This window comes from Nocardia puris, assembly GCF_003315035.1.
Lineage (GTDB): Bacteria > Actinomycetota > Actinomycetes > Mycobacteriales > Mycobacteriaceae > Nocardia > Nocardia puris.
In genome coordinates this window covers 185,814-208,099 of record NZ_QNRE01000011.1, presented here as the reverse complement: position 1 = coordinate 208,099, position 22,286 = coordinate 185,814, and the positions used below count along the sequence as shown (strand labels likewise).

At 68.2% G+C, this 22,286-nt stretch carries 22 protein-coding genes; 13 read left to right on the top strand and 9 right to left on the bottom strand.

Annotated elements, in window-relative coordinates:
* Positions 1-3 precede the first annotated feature (3 nt).
* The 4 genes from DFR74_RS24810 to DFR74_RS24795 form a co-directional block, all read right to left on the bottom strand.
* Positions 4-855, bottom strand: a complete 852-nt coding sequence (locus DFR74_RS24810; protein WP_067505266.1) for an MlaE family ABC transporter permease — start codon at positions 853-855, stop codon at positions 4-6.
* A 4-nt stretch (positions 856-859) separates the two neighbouring features.
* Entirely contained in the window at positions 860-1,624 is a 765-nt protein-coding gene (locus DFR74_RS24805; RefSeq protein WP_067505269.1) for an MlaE family ABC transporter permease, read from the bottom strand.
* Between the two features lie 296 nt (positions 1,625-1,920).
* Positions 1,921-2,826: a 3-oxoacyl-ACP reductase gene (locus DFR74_RS24800; protein WP_067505271.1), complete on the bottom strand. Its 906-nt coding sequence runs from the start codon at positions 2,824-2,826 to the stop codon at positions 1,921-1,923.
* Between the two features lie 42 nt (positions 2,827-2,868).
* Positions 2,869-3,057, bottom strand: a complete 189-nt coding sequence (locus tag DFR74_RS24795) for a ferredoxin (protein WP_067505274.1) — start codon at positions 3,055-3,057, stop codon at positions 2,869-2,871.
* 141 nt (positions 3,058-3,198) lie between these two features.
* Between DFR74_RS24795 and DFR74_RS24790 the strand changes: the two genes are divergently transcribed.
* The 3 genes from DFR74_RS24790 (at position 3,199) to DFR74_RS24780 (ending at position 5,908) form a co-directional block, all read left to right on the top strand.
* A complete protein-coding gene (locus DFR74_RS24790) occupies positions 3,199-4,392 on the top strand; it encodes an acyl-CoA dehydrogenase family protein (protein WP_067505277.1) in 1,194 nt (397 codons plus the stop codon).
* Positions 4,393-4,421: 29 nt separating this feature from the next.
* Positions 4,422-5,525 (top strand): acyl-CoA dehydrogenase family protein, encoded by a 1,104-nt coding sequence (locus DFR74_RS24785; protein WP_067505280.1) that lies wholly within the window; start codon positions 4,422-4,424, stop codon positions 5,523-5,525.
* 95 nt (positions 5,526-5,620) lie between these two features.
* On the top strand, positions 5,621-5,908 hold the full coding sequence (locus DFR74_RS24780; protein WP_147265910.1) for a hypothetical protein: 288 nt from the start codon (positions 5,621-5,623) through the stop codon (positions 5,906-5,908).
* A gap of 78 nt (positions 5,909-5,986) precedes the next feature.
* On the opposite strand, the gene DFR74_RS24775 is transcribed toward DFR74_RS24780, so the two are convergent.
* Positions 5,987-6,985 carry a sigma-70 family RNA polymerase sigma factor gene (locus DFR74_RS24775; RefSeq protein WP_067505286.1) on the bottom strand — a complete coding sequence of 333 codons (999 nt, stop codon included), beginning with the start codon at positions 6,983-6,985 and terminating at the stop codon, positions 5,987-5,989.
* Positions 6,986-7,144: 159 nt separating this feature from the next.
* Between DFR74_RS24775 and DFR74_RS24770 the strand changes: the two genes are divergently transcribed.
* Complete coding sequence (locus DFR74_RS24770) at positions 7,145-7,564, top strand: VOC family protein (protein WP_067505289.1); 420 nt, start codon at positions 7,145-7,147, stop codon at positions 7,562-7,564.
* Between the two features lie 52 nt (positions 7,565-7,616).
* Here the strand turns inward: DFR74_RS24770 and DFR74_RS24765 are convergent, their stop codons facing one another.
* Positions 7,617-8,399, bottom strand: coding sequence for a crotonase/enoyl-CoA hydratase family protein (locus DFR74_RS24765; RefSeq protein ID WP_067505292.1), 783 nt, complete (start codon positions 8,397-8,399; stop codon positions 7,617-7,619).
* Between the two features lie 59 nt (positions 8,400-8,458).
* Here DFR74_RS24765 and DFR74_RS24760 point away from each other — a divergent pair, with 59 nt between their 5' ends.
* From DFR74_RS24760 to DFR74_RS24750, 3 genes are all read left to right on the top strand, one after another.
* Positions 8,459-10,108, top strand: a complete 1,650-nt coding sequence (locus DFR74_RS24760) for an acyl-CoA synthetase (RefSeq protein ID WP_067505295.1) — start codon at positions 8,459-8,461, stop codon at positions 10,106-10,108.
* A 62-nt stretch (positions 10,109-10,170) separates the two neighbouring features.
* Complete coding sequence (locus DFR74_RS24755; RefSeq protein WP_067505299.1) at positions 10,171-11,010, top strand: thioesterase family protein; 840 nt, start codon at positions 10,171-10,173, stop codon at positions 11,008-11,010.
* A 681-nt stretch (positions 11,011-11,691) separates the two neighbouring features.
* On the top strand, positions 11,692-12,132 hold the full coding sequence (locus DFR74_RS24750) for a hypothetical protein (protein ID WP_067505303.1): 441 nt from the start codon (positions 11,692-11,694) through the stop codon (positions 12,130-12,132).
* A 25-nt stretch (positions 12,133-12,157) separates the two neighbouring features.
* Here DFR74_RS24750 and DFR74_RS24745 read toward each other — a convergent pair whose 3' ends face one another.
* Both DFR74_RS24745 and DFR74_RS24740 read right to left on the bottom strand, forming a co-directional pair.
* A complete protein-coding gene (locus DFR74_RS24745) occupies positions 12,158-13,714 on the bottom strand; it encodes an acyl-CoA synthetase (protein ID WP_067505306.1) in 1,557 nt (518 codons plus the stop codon).
* 22 nt (positions 13,715-13,736) lie between these two features.
* Entirely contained in the window at positions 13,737-14,774 is a 1,038-nt protein-coding gene (locus DFR74_RS24740) for an LLM class F420-dependent oxidoreductase (protein ID WP_067505310.1), read from the bottom strand.
* 219 nt (positions 14,775-14,993) lie between these two features.
* Here DFR74_RS24740 and DFR74_RS24735 point away from each other — a divergent pair, with 219 nt between their 5' ends.
* Genes DFR74_RS24735 through DFR74_RS24720 form a run of 4 tightly spaced genes read left to right on the top strand, consistent with a single transcriptional unit; the run spans position 14,994 to position 18,585 of the window.
* The gene (locus DFR74_RS24735; protein ID WP_067505313.1) at positions 14,994-15,959 is read left to right on the top strand and encodes a Zn-ribbon domain-containing OB-fold protein; all 966 of its coding nucleotides are present in this window, start codon (positions 14,994-14,996) and stop codon (positions 15,957-15,959) included.
* 12 nt (positions 15,960-15,971) lie between these two features.
* Positions 15,972-16,997: a thiolase domain-containing protein gene (locus tag DFR74_RS24730; RefSeq protein ID WP_067505316.1), complete on the top strand. Its 1,026-nt coding sequence runs from the start codon at positions 15,972-15,974 to the stop codon at positions 16,995-16,997.
* Entirely contained in the window at positions 16,994-18,163 is a 1,170-nt protein-coding gene (locus tag DFR74_RS24725) for a thiolase domain-containing protein (RefSeq protein ID WP_067505319.1), read from the top strand. The genes DFR74_RS24730 and DFR74_RS24725 overlap by 4 nt, the downstream gene beginning before the upstream one ends.
* Positions 18,163-18,585 (top strand): nuclear transport factor 2 family protein, encoded by a 423-nt coding sequence (locus DFR74_RS24720; protein WP_067505322.1) that lies wholly within the window; start codon positions 18,163-18,165, stop codon positions 18,583-18,585. Before DFR74_RS24725 ends, DFR74_RS24720 begins: the two co-directional genes overlap by 1 nt.
* An 89-nt stretch (positions 18,586-18,674) precedes the next feature.
* Here DFR74_RS24720 and DFR74_RS24715 read toward each other — a convergent pair whose 3' ends face one another.
* Complete coding sequence (locus DFR74_RS24715) at positions 18,675-19,928, bottom strand: cytochrome P450 (protein ID WP_067505325.1); 1,254 nt, start codon at positions 19,926-19,928, stop codon at positions 18,675-18,677.
* A gap of 127 nt (positions 19,929-20,055) precedes the next feature.
* On the opposite strand from DFR74_RS24715, the gene DFR74_RS24710 reads away from it, so the two are divergent.
* Complete coding sequence (locus DFR74_RS24710; protein WP_067505328.1) at positions 20,056-21,219, top strand: steroid 3-ketoacyl-CoA thiolase; 1,164 nt, start codon at positions 20,056-20,058, stop codon at positions 21,217-21,219.
* A gap of 362 nt (positions 21,220-21,581) precedes the next feature.
* Positions 21,582-21,998 carry a helix-turn-helix domain-containing protein gene (locus tag DFR74_RS24705; protein ID WP_019044759.1) on the top strand — a complete coding sequence of 139 codons (417 nt, stop codon included), beginning with the start codon at positions 21,582-21,584 and terminating at the stop codon, positions 21,996-21,998.
* Positions 21,999-22,286 lie beyond the last annotated feature (288 nt).

Sequence of the window (22,286 nt, the reverse complement as noted above, 5' to 3'; positions counted from 1 at the left end):
TCGCTACCCGGAGAGGTTGAAGTTGCCGGACGTGCCGTAGATGGCCAGCGAGACCAGCAGCGTCACCGTCACCACCGCGACCAGCGAGGCGCGCACCGCGTTGCCGACCGCCACGCCGACGCCGACCGGGCCGCCCGCGGCGTGATAGCCGTAGTAGGTGTGAATCATCATGACCGCCAAGGCCATGAGGATCGCCTGGCCGAACGACCACAGGATGTCGCTGGGGATGAGGAACGTCGAGAAGTAGTGGTCGTACACGCCCGCCGACTGTCCGTAGATCACCACGGTCGCGAACCGCGCCGCCAGGAACGAGGCGATCACCGCCAGCGCGTAGAGCGGGACGATGGCGATCATCCCGGCCAGCACGCGGGTGCCCACCAGGTACGGCACCGGCCGGATGGCCATGGTCTCGAGCGCGTCGATCTCCTCCGACACCCGCATCGCGCCGAGCTGGGCGGTGGAACCGGCGCCGATGGTGGCGGCCAGGCCGATGCCCGAGATCACCGGCGCGGCGATGCGCACATTGATGAAGGCGGAGAAGAAGCCGGTCAGCGCCTCGACGCCGATATTGCCGAGCGAGCTGTAGCCCTGCACCGCGATGGTGCCGCCGGCGAACAGCGTGAGGAAGCCGACGATGACGACGGTGCCGCCGATGACGGCCAGCGCGCCGGTACCCATGGAGATCTCGGCGATGAGCCGGATCGTCTCGGTGCGGTAGTGGATCAGCGCGCGCGGCAGCGAGGCGACGGTCTGCGCGTAGAACACGGCGTGCTTGCCGACCGAGTCCAGCGAGTCCGACATCCGCCGCACCCGCCGCACCGTGCGGGGGAAGCGGGACTGGATCACGAAGGCCATCGCGTCACCGCACCGTGAACTTGATGCCGACGGCGGTGACCACCACGTTCACCACGAACAGCGCCATGAAGGCGAACACCACGGTCTGGTTCACCGCGTCACCGACACTCTTGGGACCGCCCTTGACGTTCAGGCCCAGGTAGCAGGCGACCAGTCCGGCGATGAGCCCGAACAGCCCGGCCTTCACCTCGGAGATGATCAGCTCGGGCAGGTGGGTGAGCAGCGTGATCCCGTTGACGAAGGCGCCGGGGTTCACGTCCTGGAGGTAGACCGAGAACAGGAAGCCGCCGACGATGCCGATGGTGCAGACCAGGCTGTTCAACATCAGCGCGACGAACATCGAGGCCAGCACGCGCGGCACCACCAACCGCTGGATCGGGTTGATGCCGAGCACGCGCATCGCGTCGATCTCTTCCCGGATCGTTCTGGCGCCCAGATCGGCGCAGATCGCGGTGGCGCCGGCGCCCGCCACGATGAGCACCGTGACGATGGGGCCGACCTGGGTGACCGCGCCGAAGGCGGCGCCCGCCCCGCTGAGGTCGGCGGCGCCGATCTCGCGGAGCAGGATGTTCAGCGTGAAGCTCACCAGAACGGTGAACGGGATCGCGACCAGCAGGGTCGGCACGATGGAGACGCGTGCGATGAACCAGGACTGATCGATGAACTCACGCGCTTGGAAGGGCCTGCGGACACTCGCGCGGGCCACGTCGGCGGTGAGTTCGAAGAACCCGCCGACGGCCCGCAACGGGACAGCAAGGACCTCGTTCATCCGCGATCCTCCTTGCTCAACTGCTTGCACTGCTCGTGGCGCGACTCGGCGCCATGGCCGTATCGCCGGACTGATTAGAACACGTTCACATTGTCATCGTGCGGTTTTCGTCACATTTGAACTGCACTTTTTCGAGATGTCCGCCCCCAAAGTTGAAACAAGGATCTCCGGCTGGTGAGGGTGCGTTTGTGACACCTCACACACCCGCCTGACCATGTCTACCAAGTGCCGGACCCATGATCAACAGATGGTCAGTTGATCAGTTGCCGGGCGGCGACCCCGCCACCGCCCGGCGATCAGCCGAGCTCGGTGAGCGAGGACGCGGAGAACGTACGGCCCGCCGGACGGTCCGCGAAGTACCCCGACAGCGTGTCGGCCAAGTCGCCCTCGGTCCACGCGTCACCGGCCGCGTCGAAGCGCTGTTCGACCACCGGGGCGGCCATCAGCGCGACCATCGGTCCGTAGACCACGAACAGCTGTCCGTTCACCGCGTCGGCGGCGGGCGAGGCCAGGTAGGCCACCAGCCGCGCGACATGTTCCGGGGCCAGCGGGTCGACGCCCGTCTCGGGGGCCGCGCTGAACACGGCCTCGGTCATCGCGGTGCGCGCCCGCGGCGCGATGGCGTTGGCACGCACGCCGTAGCGCGACAGCGCCCGCGCGGCCGACAGGGTGAGGGCGGTGATCCCCGCCTTGGCGGCGCCGTAGTTGGCCTGCCCCTCCGGGCCGAGCAGGCCCGCCTCCGAGGAGGTGTTGACCAGCCTGCCGTAGACCGGACCGCCCGCCGCCTTCGACTTGCCGCGCCAGTAGGCGGCGGCGTTGCGGGAGAGCAGGAAATGCCCGCGCAGGTGCACCGCGACCACGGCGTCGAAGTCGTCGTCGGACATGTTGAACAGCATCCGGTCGCGGGTGATGCCCGCATTGTTGACGACGATGTCCACGCCGCCGAAGGACTCCTCCGCGGTGCGGATCAGCGCGTCGGCGGTGGCTCGTTCGGCGATGCTGCCCGCGACGAACTCGGCTTTCACGCCGAGCGCGCGGATGGCGGCCAGGGTGTCGGCGACCGAGTCGGATTCGGCGAGATCGTTGACCACCACCGCCGCGCCGGCGCCCGCCAGCGCCAATGCCTCGGCCCGGCCGAGCCCGGCACCGGCTCCCGTCACGATCGCCACGCGCCCCTCGAGGCTCAGATTGTTCTCACTCACGGGGCGACTTTAGAACGCGTTTCAATGTGCTGGCAAGAAACTTCATCCGAGCTTCAACGCCGCTTTCGGACACTGCGAGACGGCATCCTCCACCTCGGGGACGCGGTCGGCGGGCACCTCGGTCACGAGCAGGTGCAACTGGTCGTCGTCATCGAGTTCGAACACGTCGGGGGCGATTCCGACGCAGATTCCGTTCGCCTCGCACAGGTCGGGATCAAAGCTGAGCTTCATCAGAACTCCTCTACTGCCGCTGCTTGGCAGCCTACAAGCCGGCGCCACGGACCGCGCCGGATTCCACACCCAATACTGGAACATGTTTCAGTCGATATGCAATCATCGGGACAAGCGAATCGAACGACACGAGGTTTTGCCATGCGCATTGCGTACACGCCGCAGCAAGAAGAGCTCCGCGCCGAACTGCGCGACTACTTCGCGCGGCTGATCACCCCGGAGCGCCGGGCCGCGCTGAGCGCGACGACCGGCGAGTACGGACAGGGCAACGTCTACCGGGAGGTCGTGCGCGAGATGGGCCGCGACGGGTGGCTCACGCTGGCCTGGCCGAAGGAGTACGGCGGGCAGGACCGCCCGACCATGGACCAGCTGATCTTCACCGACGAGGCCGCCGTCGCGGGCGCGCCGGTGCCGTTCCTGACCATCAATTCCGTCGCGCCGACGATCATGCACTACGGCAGCGAGGAGCAGAAGAAGTTCTTCCTGCCCAAGATCGCGGCCGGTGAACTGCACTTCTCCATCGGCTACTCCGAACCGGGCGCGGGCACCGACCTGGCCAGCCTGCGCACCACCGCCGTGCGCGACGGCGACGACTACGTGATCAACGGCCAGAAGATGTGGACCAGCCTCATCGCCTACGCCGACTACGTCTGGCTGGCCGTGCGCACCGACCCGACCGCCAAGAAGCACAAGGGCATCAGCATGCTCATCGTGCCCACCGACGCCGAGGGCTTCTCTTGGACGCCGGTGCACACCATGGCCGGACCCGACACCAGCGCCACCTACTACCAGGACGTGCGGGTGCCCGCGAGCGCTCTGGTGGGCCAGGAGAACGGCGGCTGGGCGCTGATCACCAACCAGCTCAACCACGAGCGGGTCGCGCTCACCTCGGCCGGGCCGCTCACCCTCGCGCTGAACCAGACCGTCGAATGGGCGCGCACCACCAAGGCCGCCGACGGCTCGCGGGTGATCGACCGGGAATGGGTGCAGCTGAACCTGGCGAAGGTGCACGCCAAGGTCGAGTACCTGAAGCTGCTGAACTGGGAGATCGCCAGCCGCGCCGACGCGGGCGGCGACGCGGCCCCGCGGCCGTGGGACGCCTCGGCTTGCAAGGTGTACGGCACCGAACTGGCCACCGAGGCGTACCGGCTGCTCATGGAGGTGCTCGGACCGCAGGCGTACCTGCGCCAGGACTCCCCCGGCGCCGAGCTGCGCGGGCGGCTCGAGCGCATGCACCGGGCCGCGCTGATCCTCACCTTCGGCGGCGGCACCAACGAGGTCCAGCGCGACATCATCGCCATGACCGCCCTCCGTCAGCCGGCCGCGGCGCGCTGAGCGTCTTCTTCCAGGAGCAGAGAGAAACCATGGATTTCACCCCCACCGAAGCCCAGCTGGATCTGGCCCGCCTCACCGGCGAGGTCTGCGCCAAGCTGGTCACCGCCGACCGGTTGCGCGAACTCGACGCGGCGGGCCGGTTCGACGAGGCGCTGTGGAAGTCGTTGGCCGAGACCGGGATTCTCGCGGCCGTGCTGCCGGAGAACGCGGGCGGCAGCGGGCTGGGCGCGCTCGAGCAGACGGCCGTGCTACGCGAACTGGGTAAGTCCGTCGCGGCGGTGCCGTACCTGTGGTCGATCGTGGTCGCGGCGAACGCGCTGGCCGCGTTCGGGTCCGCGGCGCAACGGGATTGGGCCGCGCAGGCCGGCGAGGGCAAGGTGGTGCTGAGCGCCGCGCTCGCCGAGGAGCAGAACTGGGAACCGGCCGAACCGGCGACCGTCGCGGTGGAGACCGGTGACGGCTGGCGGCTGACCGGAGCGAAGACCACCGTGCCGAACGCCGACCGGGCCGCGCGAATCCTGGTGCCCGCCAGCGTTTCCGGGCGTCCCGCGGTGTTCCTGGTCGATCCCTCCGACGCTTCGGTGCGCGTCACCGCGCAGCAGGTGGTGGACTTCAGCGCCGAGTTCGCGGTCGAATTCACCGAGACCCCGGCGGAATTGGTGGGCACGGTGGAGGACGGGGCCGACATCCTGGACTGGATCCTGACCCGCGCGTGGCTTGGCCTGGCCGCCCAGCAGCTCGGCACGCTGGAGAAGGCCCTCGGGCTGGTCGCCGACTACGCCCGCGAGCGCGAGCAGTTCGGCAAGGCCGTCGGCAGCTTCCAGGCCGTCGCCCAGCGCCTCGCCGACGCCTACATCGACGTGCAGGGCCTGCGCCTGGCCGTCACCCAAGCCGCCTGGCGCCTCGCCGAGGACCTGCCCGCCGCCGAAGCCGTCCACACCGCCAAATTCTGGGCCGCCGACGCCGGCCACCGCGTCGCCCACACCGTCGTCCACGTGCACGGCGGCGTCGGCATCGACCGCGACCACATCGTCCACAACTACTTCACCGCCGCCAAACACAACGAGTTCGCCCTCGGCGCGGCCACCGACCACCTCCGGTCCCTGGGTGCGTTGCTGGCGACACCTTCCTGAGCACAGCAGGACGAAGGCCCGCCGAATCCGGCGGGCCTTCGCCGTTCACCGGAAATCACCTGCGCACAGCCGCATTCGCCGATAGCCTGCCCGAAGTGACCACTGACGTCCCAGAACCCCCGATCGACCGGATGACGCGGGAGTACCCCTGGCTCGCCGACTTACCGGACGACGGCCGCGCCGAGGCCGTGGCGGAACTGACGCACGTACGGATCACGAAAACAGAAGTATTTGTCCACGAACTGACCGCGTGGCAACACACCGCCGAGATCTATGCGGACCCGGAACTGCTCGACAAGCTCAGGGGCCCGTGCGAGGTGTCCGAGTTCGTCGCAGCTTATCGACCCTCGGCATCCCTCGGCACAATCCCGTCCACCGACTGACCGCAGCCAGGATCGTGAAGGCCGAGCACAAAGGGCCGTTCGTCTACAAAGACGAACGGCCCCTTCGTGTCTCGCCGATCAGGCCGGGTCGCGCAGTTCCATCGGCAGGTCGAACAGTGGGAACAACTTCTCCGTGTCGAGGAAGAAGTTGAGGCCGGTGATGGTCTTGCCCTCGAGTTCGAGCACCGTGATGGACCACGGGGAGTACACGCCCGGCTCGTCGGTGGGCTTGTAGTGGCCGAAGGCGGGCAGGCCGTTGGCGCCCTCGAGGCGGATCATCCGCGAATTGCGGCAGGCCGCGCCGTGGCCGAGCATGAACGCGGCCACGTTCTCCGGGCCGGAGACCCACAGCTCGAGCGGCGGCATCGACAGCGCGACATCGGCTTTCAGCAGTGAGGTGAGCGCGTCCATATCGTAGGACTCGAACGCGGTGACGAAATCGTCGATGAGCTTGCGCTGGTTCTCGTCGGTCTCGTCGTAGCCGTCGGAGTCGGTGGGCTTGATCTTCGACATGGTCGCGCGCGCCCGCTGCAGGGCGCTGTTGACCGACGCGGGCGACATCATCAGCGCCTCGGCCGTCTCGCTGGCCGAGAAGCGCAGCACCTCGCGCATGATCAGGATGGCGCGCTGGGTGGCGGGCAGGTGCTGACAGGCGGCCACGAACGCCAGGCGCAGCGTGTCCTTGATGGTGGCGTGCTCGGCCGGATCAGCCCCGAAGGCAAGGGAATTCGGGATGGGCTCGATCCAGACGTAGTCCGGCTGCGGCGGCGGGAGCGGCGCGTCGGGGCGGTACGGGCCGTTGAGATCCATCGGCCTGGCCCGGCGCTGCGGGCCGTCGAGCATGTCCAGGCAGACATTGGTGGCGATGCGGTACAACCACGAGCGCAGGCTCGCGCGACCCTCGAAGGAGTCGTAGGACTTCCACGCGCGCGTGAAAGTCTCCTGTACCGCGTCCTCGGCCTCGAACGAGGAGCCGAGCATGCGGTACGCGTAGGCGCACAGTTCCCGCCGGTGCCCCTCGAACGACGCGAGCACGTCGGGCGAGAGGGTCGCGGCCGGGCCGGACGATTCGGTCATGGAGGTCACGATGCCACAGGCCACCGACAAGCGACAGGCCCGAAAACTGCCTGGTCGACCCTTCAAGATCAGAATTTTCGGCGGCAGCGATGAGTTCGGCGCACCTGCCCCGTCCTTACCTGTGACCACGCACCGAGCGCCCCGAAAGGACGAAACTCCATGAGCAGCAAGATGATCTTCATCAACCTCCCCGTCGCCGACCTGAACCGCTCCAAGGCCTTCTACGAGGCCCTGGGCTGGAAGGTGAACCAGGACTTCACCGACGACAACGCCGCCTGCATCGTCGTCGACGACAACATCTGCCTGATGCTGCTGACCCGCGAGTTCTTCAGCACCTTCAGCAAGCGCCCGGTCGCCGACACCGGCGCCGTCATCTCCGCCACCTACGCGCTCTCGCTGGGCAGCCGCGAGGAGGTGGACGCGCTGGCCGCCGCCGCGCTGGCCGCCGGCGCCACCGAGGAGGTCAACCCGGACAAGGCCGCGCAGGAGGCCGAGGTCGGCATGCACGGCCGCAACTTCATCGACCCCGACGGCCACCAGTGGGAGCCGTTCTGGATGGCCTACCCCGGCGCGGAGTGACCTGGGCACGACTCGGCCCCCGGCGCGGTGCGCGCACGGGGGCCGCGGTGTCTCACTGCCCGGTGAAGTGGGGCGCCCGCTTCTCGGCGAACGCCTTCGGCCCTTCCTTGGCGTCGGCGGACCGGAAGACCTCCGCGCCGAGCTGGGCCTCGATCTTGAAGGCCTCCTCCTCGTGCAGGCCCTCGGTCTCGCGGATGGTGCGCAGGATGGCCCGCACCGCCAGCGGTCCGTTGGCCGCGATCTGGCTGGCCAGCTCGAGGGCCTTGTCCAGCGCGGAACCGTCGGGGACCACGTGGCCGATCAACCCGATCTCCTTGGCCTCGGCGGCGCTCAGGTGCCGCCCGGTCAGCAGGATCTCGGCGGCCACGGTGTAGGGGATCTGGCGCACCAGCCGCACCGCAGAGCCGCCGAGCGGGAACAGGCCCCAGCGTGCCTCGGACACGCCGAATTTCGCGCTCTCCCCGGCCACGCGCAGGTCGGTGCCCTGCAGGATCTCGGTGCCGCCCGCGATGGCCGGGCCCTCGACCGCCGCGATCAGCGGTTTGGTGAGCCTGCGGCCCTTGAGCAGCGCGTCGAGCCGGGTGAGGTCGAAGCCGCCGCCGGAGAACGATTCGCCGGGCGGGCGGGCGTTCATCGCCTTGAGATCCATGCCCGCGCAGAACGCGCCGCCCGCGCCGGTCAGGATCGCGACGCGGATGTCCGGATCGCTGTCCACCCGGTCCCAGGCGTCGCGCATGATCGCCATCATCTCGGCCGAGAGCGCGTTGCGGGCCTCGGGCCGGTTCATGGTGACGACGAGCACGTGATCGCGCTTCTCGACGAGGCAGTGCGGCATTGCTGATCTCCTGACTTTCGAGCCTTGTCAGGAACAGTAACACGTTCTATTTTTAGGGTGTGAGCCACAACATAGCGGACCTCGTCGAACACGCCATCGACCTCATGCCCGACCGCGTCGCACTGGCCGACGACGCCCGTGAGGTGACCTACGCCCAGCTGGAGGAGCGAGCCAACAAACTGGCGCACTACCTGCTGGAAAACGGTGTCCAACCGGGTGACAAGGTGGGCATATACTCGCGCAACACGATCGAGGCCGTCGAGGCCATGGTCGCGGTTTTCAAAGCGCGCGCCGTGATGATCAACGTGAACTTCCGATACGTCGAGAACGAGTTGCAATACATCTTCGACAATTCGGACATGGTCGCGCTGATCCACGAGCGCCGCTACACCCCGAAGGTGTCCGCCATCCGCCCGAATCTGCCCAAGCTGAAAACCGTGGTCGTCGTCGATGACGATACGGTCGATTCGGTGCCGCTCGCGGCGGATTCGGTGGAATACGAGGCCGCGCTGGCCCAGGCCTCCGGGGACCGCGACTTCGGCGAACGCTCGCCCGACGACCTGTACATGCTCTACACCGGCGGCACCACCGGCATGCCCAAGGGCGTGATGTGGCGGCAGGAAGACGTGTGGCGGGTACTCGGCGGCGGGATCAACTTCCTCACCGGCGAGTACGTCGCCGACGAATGGGACCTGGCGAAGCTGGGCGCGGCGAACCCGCCGATGACGCGCTTCCCGATCCCGCCGATGATCCACGGCGGTTCGCAGTGGGCCACCTTCCAGAGCCTGTTCGGCGGCGGCAAGACCGTGATGATCCCGGAGTTCAGCGGCCACGGCGTGTGGCAGCACATCGACCGGCACCAGATCAACCTCATCTTCATCACCGGCGACGCGATGGCGCAGCCGATGCTCGACGCGCTGGAGGAGGGCAACCCGGAGACCGGCAAGCCCTACGACCTGTCCAGCCTGTACGTGATCGCCAGCAGCGCGGCGCTGTTCTCGCCCGCGCTCAAGGACAAGTTCCTCGATCTGCTGCCGAACCGGATGATCTCGGACTCCATCGGGTCCTCGGAGACCGGCTTCGGCGGGTTGTCGATGGTCACCAAGGGCGCCACCCACACCGGCGGGCCGCGCGTGAAGATCGACGCCGCCACCGAGGTGCTCGACGAGGACGGCAAGCCCGTCGAGCCGGGCTCGGGGAAGGTGGGCATCCTCGCCCGCAAGGGGCACATCCCGCTCGGGTACTACAAGGACGAGGCCAAGACCGCGGCGACGTTCAAGGAGATCAACGGGGTGCGCTACTCCATCCCCGGCGACTACGCGCGCGTCGAGGAGGACGGTACCGTCACCATGCTCGGCCGCGGTTCGGTGAGCATCAACAGCGGTGGCGAGAAGATCTACCCGGAGGAGGTGGAGGGCGCGCTCAAGGCGCATCCCGACGTCTTCGACGCCCTCGTGGTGGGGGTGGACGATCAGCGCTGGGGCCAGCGCGTGGCCGCCGTCGTCCAGTGTCGCGGCGCGAACCGTCCGTCGCTGGAGGATCTGCGCCCGGTCCTCACCCAGGAGATCGCCCCCTACAAGCACCCCCGCAGCCTCTGGTTCGTCGACGAGATCAAGCGCTCCCCGGCGGGCAAGCCCGACTACCGTTGGGCCAAGGAGCAAACCGCCGCCCGTCCGGCCGACGAGCACGGCACGGTCGCCGGCAAGTAGTCTCCGCGCGAGGGGCCGCCGCACTCCGGCGGCCCTTTTGCGCGTCAAGGAAGGCAGATTCGATGGAGATGGCGTTCTTCGAGCGCACCGAGCGCGGGTTCGAGCCGCTGCCGTTGGCGGCCAGCGCGTGGTCGCCCGATATGGTGAACGGCCCGTCGATCTGCGGCCTGCTGGCATGGGCGCTCGAGATCGAGTACGGCGCACCGGGTTTCGTGCCCGCGCGGCTGACCGTCGATCTGTTCCGGCCCACCTTGCGCAAACCGGTCGAAGTGGTGACGACGCCGGTGCGCGCCGGTCGGCGGATCGTGGTGGCCGACGCCGAACTCATCCAGGGCGGTGAGGCGGTGGCCAGGGCGACGGTGGTGTTCCTGAAACGCTCCGAGCAGCCGCCAGGAAACCTCTGGACGCGCGCCGAGCAGCCCGCCCCACCGCCCTCGGATGTGCTCGCGGGCGCGGGCACCCACCTGTGGGGCAGCGACGCGGGGTGGTCGGAGTCGCTGGCCGAACACCAGAACGACACGCGCAAACGCGCATGGCAGCGCCCGCCGGCCCCGGTCCTCGGCGAGCCCCCGTCACCGTTCGTCGCCGCGGCCGAACTCGGCGAATCGGCCAGCTTGATGACCAACTGGGGCAGCGCGGGCATCGGCTTCATCAACGCCGACCTCACCCTGGCCCTCTCTCGCCCGCCGCGCGGCCCCGAACTCGGCATCGAGGGCGACAGCCACCTCAGCGCCGACGGCGTCGCGGTGGGCTCGGCCACGCTGTTCGACCACGACGGCCCCTTCGGCACCTGTGTGGTCACCGCGCTGGCCAACGCGGCCCGCCAAGTGGACTTCACGTCCGAAGAGCAACTCCGCGACCACGCACTGCGCCGTGCCGAGGCGGCGCGAAACAGCCGCTGAGATACCGACGGTTCTACGGCTCCGGAATCCGGTCGTCCGTCACAGAGGCAGCTGGGGGGTAGCCTGGATACGGGCTCAGGGACGGTACGACAAGCTACCGGTATTCAGGTTTGTCGAAGCCCTCCAGCCAAGGGGTATGGCTGACACTCGTGCACATCTTCGTCGTGTCGAAACTCGAGGGGGGTACTTCTCGATGGCCGTTGGCGGCAGCGGGCGGAGATCGCCCGAAGATCCACCGCATTGGACCGGACCGCAATACCGCCACATCTCCTCGGTCGATCCAACTGCGTGGGTCAGTCGGTACGGGCGGGTCCGCGCGGACGGGACATACGAGTTCCGCGAGCAACCCCGATTCGATCGACGCACGCCGATCGAGTACGACATCTCGATGCTGCTCGGGAAGTGCACGCCGGAGGAGGCAGGAATGGCGGTGAGGGGTATGAATCCGCCGGCCCGCATCCGCATTCGAGAACGCGTGAGATGGTTCCGTGTCGGCGATTTGATCGAGGCTGACTACTTGGTGATGCGGACACCGACACCACGCAACCCCGCACACGTGAGTGTTCTCGCCCCGATCGAGCCAGAGCAAGCCCACGAGCTGGTGATCAATCAGGCATGGTGGGTCAGTCCCACCCGTGTCACACTGGAGTCGTTGACCTGGGGGATTGGAGGTGATCCGACGTGACCGACCGATACGGATGGCTGATCGAGAAGCCGCTCCGGCAGCCGCTGGTACTCGGACGCTGGGACGGCTTCTCCAACATCATGCTGTTCCACATCCCCAGCGGTGCGTTGCTCTGGTGGATGTTCGACGAGACCGACGAGGGGTCACTCGGCGTGTTCGTCCACCTGACCTCCGAGGAAGCGCAGACGGTCTACGACAGTGCCGACGGAGGCGTTCTCGAACCCGTACGACACAACCTGACGGACCGGCAGGCTGTTGTCTGGTCGGCGTCCGAAGGCGAACCGCCCCGTGTCGCGGAGTTCTACGTTCCGGCGGAGATGAGCGAAGCCGAGTTCACCGAGTGCCTGTGGTCCGCCGCCGAAGCAACCCGTCTTCGCGCGGCACTGTCGGCTCCGGCCAAAGAGGCGTTCGATCTGGCACGACTGGCGGCCTGTTGATCGTCGCGGCCCCGCGCCGCCCGGACTACGACGCAGGCACGTACCGATCGCGCAGCTTGCGCTTGTAGAGCTTCCCGTTGGGGTCGCGGGGCAGTTCGGGGAGGTAGTCGACGGTGCGGGGGATCTTGTACTTGGCCAGTTGGGTGGCGGCGAAGGCGAGGAGTTCGGCGGTGAGGGCGTCGTCGTGGTCGACGTTGTCGACGGGTTGGACGACGGCCTTCACCTCCTGGCCCCAGTCGGGGTGCGGGATGCCGAAGACGGCGACGTCGGCGACCTTGGGGTGGGTGACGAGCACGCTCTCGATCTCGGCGGGGTAGATGTTCACGCCGCCGGAGAGGATCAGGTCGGAGCGGCGGTCGCAGAGGTAGAGGTAGCCATCGGAGTCCAGGTAACCGATGTCGCCGACGGTGAACATGTCGCCGACGCGCGCGTCCTCGGTCTTGGCCTTGTCGTGGTGGTACTCGAAGCTGGAGCCGCCCATCTTCATGTACACCAGGCCGGCTTCCCCGGGGGCGACCTCGGACCCGTCCGCCTCGGACAGCACCTTGATCACCGACCACGGCCACGCCTTGCCGACCGAACCGGGCTTGCGCAACCACTCCTCGCCGGTGATCACCGTGCCACCGCCCTCGGTCGCGGCGTAGTACTCGGTGACGACCGGCCCCCACCACTCGAGCATCTTGCGTTTGGTCTCCGGCGGGCAAGGCGCCGCGCCGTGCACCATGCTGCGCAGCGAGGACACGTCGTACTTCGCGCGCACCCCCTCCGGCAGCGCGAGCAGCCGGTGGAACTGGGTGGGCACCATGTGGCTGTGCGTCACGCGGTACTTGTCGATGAGCCGCAGCATCTCCTCGGGATCCCACTTGTCCATCAGAACGAGCTTGTGCCCCAACTGGATCGAGATCGTCGCGAAGTTCAGCACGGCCGTGTGATACAGCGGCGAGCCGCAGATGTGCACGTGGTCGCCGTAGGGCGCGAGCCCGAACAGGCCGAAGAACGCGCCGGTGTGCGGCGGCACCACATCCGGGTCGGCGCCGGTGAGCGGGCGCCGAACTCCCTTGGGGCGCCCCGTGGTTCCGGAGGTGTACAGCATCGGCGCGCCGGTGCTGCGGTCGGCGGGCCTGCCGGTGTCGGCCGCGCCCAGCCACGCCACGGACTTGAACCCCTCGATCGGGCCCACCGAAAAGCGGGCCGTGACAGGCAGTTCCGCCTCGTCGGCGGCGGCTTTCGCGGCCGCGGCGAACCGTTCGCTCGCGAAGAACGCCTTGGCCTCGCTGTCGCGCAGGATGTAGGCCACCTCGGGACCGGTGAGGTGCCAGTTCACCGCGACGATGTACAGCCCCGCCTGGTAGGCGGCGAAGTACGCCGCCACCGCCTCGACGCAGTTGTGCACCATGCTCACCAGCACGTCGCCGGTGGCCATCCCGAGCGAGCGCAGACCGGTCGCGTAGCGGTCGGCGAGCGTGGCCAGCTCGCGATAGGTCACCTCCCGGCCGCCGGGATCGACGACCGCGATCCGGTCCGGATCGGCCGCGGCGATATTCCACAGACCGAGAACGTTGGCTGACTCCTGCGCCGTCACCCCATTGAATCTAGAACGCGTTCTACTGTTCGACAAGGGGTGCGAGCAGACGCAATTGCTCGAGATCGGGCACCGACACCAGCAGCATGGTCACGCCGGCCGCCTCCCACACCTTCACCTGTTCGCGCACATGGTCCGCGTCGCCGATGATCGCGGTGTCCAGGATCAGCTCGTCGGGCACCACGGCCGCGGCCTCGGCCTTCTTGCCCGCCTGGAACAGCTTGCCGATCTCCTCGACCTCGCGCTCGTAGCCCATCCGCCGGTACACCTGCGCGTGGAAGTTCAGCTCCGGCGCGCCCATCCCGCCGATGTAGAGCGACATGATCCAGCGCATCTTCTCCAGCTCGGCCGCCGGATCGTCGGTGATCACCACCTGGCAGCTGGCGGCGATCTCGAAGTCCTCCCGCGACCGGCGGGCACCGGGCCGGGCGAATCCCTCGTCGAGCCACGCGTTGTACATATCGGCCAGCCGCGGCGCGTAGTAGATGGCCAGCCAGCCGTCGGCGATCTCGGCGGTGAGCGCCACGTTCTTCGGGCCTTCGGCGCCCAGCCAGATCGGCAGATCCGCACGTAGCGGGTGGGTGATCGGCTTGAGCGGCTTGCCGAGCCCGACCGCGCCCGGTCCGGTGTATGGCAGCGGGTAGTGCGGGCCGTCATTGGTCACGGGTGCCTCGCGGGCCAGCACCTTGCGGATGATCGAGACGTACTCGCGGGTGCGCTGCAACGGTTTGGCGAACGGCTGCCCGTACCAGCCCTCCACCACCTGCGGCCCGGAGACGCCGAGCCCGAGGATGGCGCGGCCGCCGCTGAGGTGGTCCAGGGTCAGCGCGTGCATGGCGGTGGCGGCGGGCGTGCGCGCCGACATCTGCACCACCGACGTGCCCAGCCGGACGCGCTCGGTGTCCGACCCCCACCAGGTGAGCGGGCCGAAGGCGTCCGAGCCCCACGACTCGGCGGCGAAGACCGCGTCGAAACCGGCCCGCTCGGCCGCGACGACCATCTCCCCCGCGTTGCGCGGCGGCTGCGCCATCCAATAACCGAGCTGCAATCCGAACTTCATGGCCGACCCTTTCCCGATCCACTGCTTGCCACCAGAATAAGAACCTGTTCTACTCGATAGCGTGACGCAGGGGAATACCGCATCCGGCGAAGTCAGGGGCGGGACCCGGCCGGATCGGCGGCGCCCGCGCCCCGTCCGGGTTGAACACCGCTTCCCCCGTCGACGGTACGGGCCGAGTCCGGCGAACGCCGCCGGACACGAACGGAGAGAGGGCCGGATTTGAGCACCAGCACCGCACCCGACGTGCTGAGCGCCCCGCTGCGGGCGCGATTCGACTACACCCGCTCGGTAGGGCCGGTCATCGGCAGGTTCCTGACCGAGCTGCGCGCGCGCCGTGTGGTCGGCATCCGCGGCTCGGACGGCCGCGTGCTGGTCCCGCCCGCCGAGTACGATCCGGTCACCACCGAGCCGCTCACCGAATTCGTCGACGTGTCCGACACCGGCACCGTCGCCACTTGGACCTGGGTCCGCGATCCGCTGCCCGGCCAGCCCTTCGACCGGCCGTTCGCGTGGGCGCTGATCAAGCTTGACGGTGCCGACACCACGCTGCTGCACGCGGTGGACGTGGCCTCCCCCGAGGACATCCACACCGGTCTGCGCGTGCGAATCCGCTGGGCCGACGAGACGCAGGGATTCATCACCGATATCGCGTGTTTCGAGCCGGGCGAGGGCAACGGCATCGAAAGCGCTTCCGCGAGTGGCGATCCCGTCACGATGATCACCACGCCGGTCGACCTGTCCTACAAGCACACCGCGTCCCCGCAGGAGACGGTCTACCTGCGCGGGTTGGCCGAGGGCAAGCTCATCGGCGCGCGCACCGACGCCGCGGGCAAGGTGTACTTCCCGCCGCGCGGGGCGAATCCGACCGACGGCAGGCCCACCGACGACTACATCGAACTGTCCGACCACGGCACCGTCACCACCTTCTGCATCGTGAACGTGCCGTTCCTCGGCCAGCGCATCAAGCCGCCGTATGTGGCGGCCTACGTGCTGCTCGACGGCGCGGACATCCCCGTGCTGCACCTGGTACTCGGTTGCGAGGCAAGCGAAGTGCGCATGGGCATGCGGGTGAAGGCGGTGTGGAAACCCCGCGAGGAGTGGGGCCACGGGCTGGAGAACGTGGACCACTTCGAACCCAGCGGCGAACCCGACGCCGACTACGAGACCTACTCCCACCACCTCTGAGAGGCGAGCACGTTGACTGACAACGACATCGCGGTCGTGGGCTTCGCGCACGCGCCGCACGTGCCGGAGACCTTCGGCACCACCAACGGTGTCGAGATGCTGGTGCCCTGTTTCGCCCAGCTCTACCAGAAGCTGGGCATCAGCAAGTCCGATATCGACTTCTGGTGCTCGGGATCTTCCGATTACCTTGCCGGACGGGCGTTCTCGTTCATCTCCGCGGTCGACGCCATCGGCGCGGTGCCGCCCATCAACGAATCGCACGTCGAGATGGACGCGGCCTGGGCGCTGTACGAGGCGTTCGTGAAACTGAAGTCGGGGCAGGCGCGCACCGCGCTGGTGTACGGCTTCGGCAAGTCCTCGGCGGGCACCCTGCGCCAGATCATGACCATGCAGCTGGACCCCTACCTCGTGACGCCGCTGTGGCCCGACGCGCTGTCCATCGCCGGACTCCAGGCGCGCGCGGGCATCGACGCGGGCCGCTGGAGCGAACGCGATATGGCCGCGGTGGCGGCCAACGGCTCCGGCGACGTCGAAAGTCTGCTCGCCACACCGTATGTCGCCGATCCGCTGCGCGCCCACGACTGCGCGCCCGTCACCGACGGCGCGGCCGCCGTGGTGCTCGCCGTCGGCGACCGGGCGCGGGACCTGTGTGAGCGACCGGTCTGGATCAAGGGCATGGCGCACCGCATCGACACCCCGGTGCTGGGCGCGCGCGATCTCACCGTCTCGCCGTCCACCGCCGCCGCGGCGCAGCAGGTCACGGGCGGCGACCTGAGCGGCTTCGATATCGCCGAACTGCACGCGCAATTCAGCCACCAGCAGCTGATCCTCGCCGAGGCGATCGGACTGAAACCGGAGACCAAGGTCAATCCGTCCGGCGGCCCGCTGGCCGGCAACCCCATGTTCGCGGCGGGACTGGAGCGCATCGGCTTCGCGGCCGAGGCGATCATGGCGGGCGAGGCCGATCGGGCCCTCGCCCACGCCACCAGCGGTCCCGCGCTGCAACAGAACCTCGTTACCGTTTTGGAGGGGCAGTGAGCTTCCCGGCCGCGGTGCTCGGCACCGGTCAAACACATCACGTGACGAAACGCTCGGACGTGTCGATGGCGGGCATGTGCCGCGAGGCGATCGATCGCGCGCTCGCCGACGCCGGACTCACCATCGCCGATATCGACGCGGTGGTGGTCGGCAAGGCGCCCGACCTGTTCGAGGGCGTCATGATGCCCGAACTGCACATGGCCGACGCGCTCGGCGCCACCGGCAAACCGCTGCTGCGCGTGCACACCGCGGGCTCGGTCGGCGGCTCCACCGGCGTGGTGGCCGCCAACCTGGTGCAGGCCGGCGTGCACAAGCGGGTGCTCGCGGTGGCGTGGGAGAAGCAGTCCGAATCCAACGCGATGTGGGCGCTGTCGATCCCGGTGCCGTTCACCATGCCGGTGGGCGCGGGCGCGGGTGGCTACTTCGCGCCGCACGTGCGCTCCTACATCCGCCGAGCCAACGCGCCCTCGCACATCGGCGCCATGGTCGCGGTGAAGGACCGCCGCAACGGCGCGAAGAACCCGCTGGCCCACCTGCGCCAGCCCGACATCACCATGGAGTCGGTGCTCGCCTCCCAAATGCTGTGGGACCCCATCCGTTTCGACGAGACCTGCCCCTCCTCCGACGGGGCCTGCGCCATCGTGCTCGGTGACGCCGACGCCGCGGCCGCCGTGGAGGCGCAGGGCCGCACCGTGGCGTGGGTGCACGGCACCGCCATGCGCACCGAACCCACCACCTACGCCGGGCGCGACCAGGTGAATCCGCAGGCCGGCCGCGACGCCGCCGCCGCGCTGTGGCAGGCGGCGGGGATCACCGACCCGCTCGAGGAGATCGACGCCGCCGAGATCTACGTGCCGTTCTCCTGGTTCGAGCCGATGTGGTTGGAGAACCTCGGCTTCGCCGCCCCCGGCGACGGCTGGAAGCTCACCGAGAAGGGCGAGACCGAGATCGGCGGCCGCATCCCGGTGAACCCGTCCGGCGGCGTGCTCTCCTCCAACCCGATCGGCGCGTCCGGGCTCATCCGGTTCGCCGAGGCCGCCAAGCAGGTCATGGGCAAGGCGGGTGATTACCAAGTGCCGAATGCGCGCAAGGCGATGGGCCACGCGTATGGCGGTGGGTCCCAGTATTTTTCCATGTGGGTTGTAGGTGCGGAGAGGCCTCGCTGATGACCGGCACGAAGACCGAACATCCCGCTCGGGCCGCGGGTTTGGCGTCGCAGGCGGCGGTGCGGGCGCGGGACAAGGACGCGTGGCTGGCTTTGTTCGCCGAGGACGGGATCGTCGAAGATCCCATCGGCCCGTCGGGATTCGACCCGGAGGGCAAGGGGCATCGGGGGCGTGACGCGATCGCGGCGTTCTGGGACAAGGCGATAGCGCAGACCGAGTCGATCGAATTCCTCTTCGACGACTCTTTCGCCTGCGGCGCGGAGGTGGCCTTCACCGGCACCATCCGCAGCCGCCTCGGCGGACATCAGATCGACGCCGACGGCGTGTTCACCTACCGGGTCGACGGCGCGGGCAAGATCGCCGCCTTGCGCGCGTTCTGGGAGGTCGACCGCGCGATGGCGACCGCCAGGCGCGTCGACTGATAACCGGCCGCCCCTCCCCCTCGGGGCGGCACAGGGAAGGGCCCCTCGGACCGAATGGGTACTCCGGTCCGAGGGGCCCTTTTCGTGCGCTACGCCCCGGCGGTGCGGTAGTCCACCGGGAACTCCTTGATGCCGTTCAGCCAACCCGACCGCAGCCGCTTGGGATCGCCGATCTTGGTGATGTCGGGCAGGTGGTCGGCGATGGCGTTGAAGATCAGATCGATCTCGAGCCGGGCCAGGTTCGCGCCGACGCAGAAGTGCGCGCCGGTGCCGCCGAAGGACAGGTGCGGGTTGGGGTCGCGGGTGATGTCGAAGGTGTCCGGGTTCTCGAACACCGACTCGTCGAAGTTCGCCGAGCGGTACAGCAGCACCAGCCGCTGCCCCTTCTTGATCCGCACCCCGCTCAGTTCGGTGTCCTCCAGCGCGGTCCGCTGGAACGAGGTGACGGGGGTGGCCCAGCGGATGATCTCGTCCACCGCGGTGGCCGGGCGTTCCCGCTTGTACAGCTCCCACTGGTCGGGGTTGTCGAGGAACGCCATCATGCCGTGCGTGATGGCGTTGCGGGTGGTCTCGTTGCCGGCGACGGCCAGCAGGATGACGAAGAAGCCGAACTCCTCCGGGGTGAGGTGATCGCCGTCGACATCGGCCTCGATCAGGGTGGTGACCAGGTCGTCGGCCGGGCGCTGACGGCGCTCCTCGGCCATCTGGTAGGCGTAGCCGAGGATCTCCGTCGACGCGGCGACCGGGTCGATGTCGATGTCCGGGTCGTCGTAGCCGGTCATCTCGTTGGACCACTCGAAGACCTTCATGCGGTCCTCCTGCGGCACGCCGATCAGCTCGGCGATGGCCTGCAGCGGCAGCTCACAGGCCACCTGGGTGACGAAGTCGCCCGAGCCGGCCTGCGCGGCGGCGGTCACGATCTCCCGCGCCCGCGCCGAGAGCTCGGCGCGCAGGCTGTTGATGGCCCTGGGCGTGAAGCCGCGCGAGATGATCTTGCGCAGCTTGGTGTGCTCGGGCGCGTCCTTGTTGATCAGGATGAAGCGCTGCAGCTCGATCTGCTCGCGGGTGATGTCGTCGTTGAAGCGCGGGATCGCGGTGTTCTCGTGGGTGGAGAAGACATCACTGCGGCGCGACACCTCCTTGACGTCGGCGTGGGTGCTGACCACCCAGAAGCCGTCGTCGTGGAAGCCGCCCACCTCGGGCGACTTCGGGTTCCACCACAGGGGCGCGGCCTTGCGCAGCTCGGCGAACTCGGCCTCCGGCACGCGATGGGCGTAGATGTCCGGGTCCGTGACGTCGAACCCGTCCGGCAGTTTCGGGTGGGCGCTGCGGGTCTCAACCACCAGATGTCTCCTTCGACAAACTGAAACACGTTCTACAATCAATTCCAGCACAGCCGGAAGGACTAGTAAAGAAGCTGGCGAGATCCTGCTGTCACACGTTTCAGTTTGCACCGAGGAAAGGACCGAGATGGGCACACCCGTCATCGTCGAGGCCGCGCGCACCCCGATCGGCAAGCGCGGGGGGTGGCTGGCCGGGCTGCACGCCGCCGAACTGCTCGGACTGGCCCAGCGCGGCCTGCTCGAGCGCGCCCACCTGGATCCGGCCCGGGTCGAGCAGGTGATCGGCGGCTGCGTCACCCAGGCGGGCGAGCAGTCCAATAACGTCACCCGTGTCGCCTGGCTGCACGCCGGGCTCCCCTGGCAGGCCGGCGCCACCACCGTCGACGCGCAGTGCGGGTCCGCGCAGCAGGCGAACCACCTCATCGCCGGACTCATCGCGACCGGCGCCATCGACGTCGGCATCGCCTGTGGCGTGGAGGCGATGAGCCGAGTTCCGCTGGGCGCCAACGTCGGCGAGCACGCCGGGCCGCGCAGGCCCGCGTCGTGGAACATCGATCTGCCCAACCAGTTCGAGGCCGCCGAACGAATCGCCAAGCGGCGCGGCATCACTCGCGCCGACGTGGACGAATTCGGCGCGCGCTCACAGCGCTTGGCCGCGCGGGCCTGGACCGAAGGCCGCTTCGACCGCGAGGTGCTCCCGGTCACCGCACCCGCGGTGGACAAGGAAGGCGCGCTCACCGGCGAGAAGGTGGACGTCACCCGCGATCAGGGCCTGCGCGAGACCACCGCCGAAGGGCTGGCGAAGCTGAAGCCGGTCCTGGAGGGCGGCGTGCACACCGCGGGCAGTTCCTCACAGATCTCCGACGGCGCGGCCGCGGTGCTGCTGATGGACGAAAAGGCCGCCACCGCAGCGGGATTGCGCCCGCGCGCGCGGATCAGGACCCAGGTGCTCGTCGGCGCGGAGCCCGAGTTCCACCTGGACGGCCCGGTGCAGGCGTGCACGCGTCTGCTGGAGCGATCCGGGATGAGCATCGGCGATATCGATCTCTTCGAGATCAACGAGGCCTTCGCCTCGGTCGCACTATCTTGGGCGTCTGTACACCAACCCGACATGGACCGGGTAAATGTCAACGGCGGAGCCATCGCACTCGGCCACCCCGTGGGATCGACCGGATCCCGGCTCATCACAACGGCTTTGCACGAGCTGGAACGCACCGGCCAGGGCACCGCGATGGTGCTCATGTGCGCCGGTGGCGCACTGGCGACAGGTACGATCATCGAGAGGTTGTAGCAAGTTCAACCAATTCCATGCTGCAAGTTGAACGTTCATCCCCGGGCCCGGAAAACGTGTCGTACACCACACAATCCGCGATACAACCGACTAGATGAGATGTCAGCTATCTTTTAGCTATCATCGAGCCGTCGGGGAAGACCGTCGCGACGGGCTAGAACCGGGTCGTACCAGGCCTCTACCAGAGACGTTGGCGCGACCCGCAAACGCCGCCGTCCCAGTGCCTTCGCCGACGTCACGCCTGGAAGCTTCAAGGAAATCCGGAATCAGGCGTAGGTTTTCAGTTACTGAGCCGCTAATATCAATGATACGTATCCGAGATAACGACTGTTAGTACAGCGAAGGGAATTGGGCGGCTCACAATGGCTGATTTCGCGGCGCGGCTGAACAAGCTGTTCGAAACCGTGCATCCCCCGGGGCGCAAGCCGCACACCAACGCGGAGGTTGCGGCTGCGCTGACGGCCTCCGGGCATCCGATCTCGAAACCGTATCTCTCGCAGTTGCGGTCGGGGCAACGGACCAACCCGTCGGACGAAACGGTGGCGGCACTGGCCAAGTTCTTCAAGGTCAAGCCCGACTACTTCTTCAACGACATCTACGCGGCCAAGATCGACCACGATCTCGAGCTGCTGGCCCAGCTGCAGGGCTATGGGCTGCGACGGTTGTCGAGTAGGGCGTTCGACCTCTCCGAAGAATCACAGAACCTCCTCACCTCCATGGCGGAGAAGTTGCGGGCCAGCGAAGGCTTGCCCGAAATTCCTCCGGATGGAACCGAATAGGGTTCACCACCAACGCGGCACAGTGCGACCGGAAGGTCGCACTGTGCCGCGTTGTGCGATCCGCCGCCCATAGCGCGGCCGTCGCGGCCGCCCGCCAATTCGGCGCGGCCGCCGCGACGGCACCCCGGCGCGGTTCGCTCGCGCATTAGGCTCGTGTGTGGACCGCGTGCGCACACATTCCGATTCAGCGCAATGCAAGAACGTTTGCACGTACGCTCCGGACGAACCGCTCGGTGCGCGGAACGCCATTGGGCAAACGCACTGCTGCGAACCGCGGCATTCTGCGAC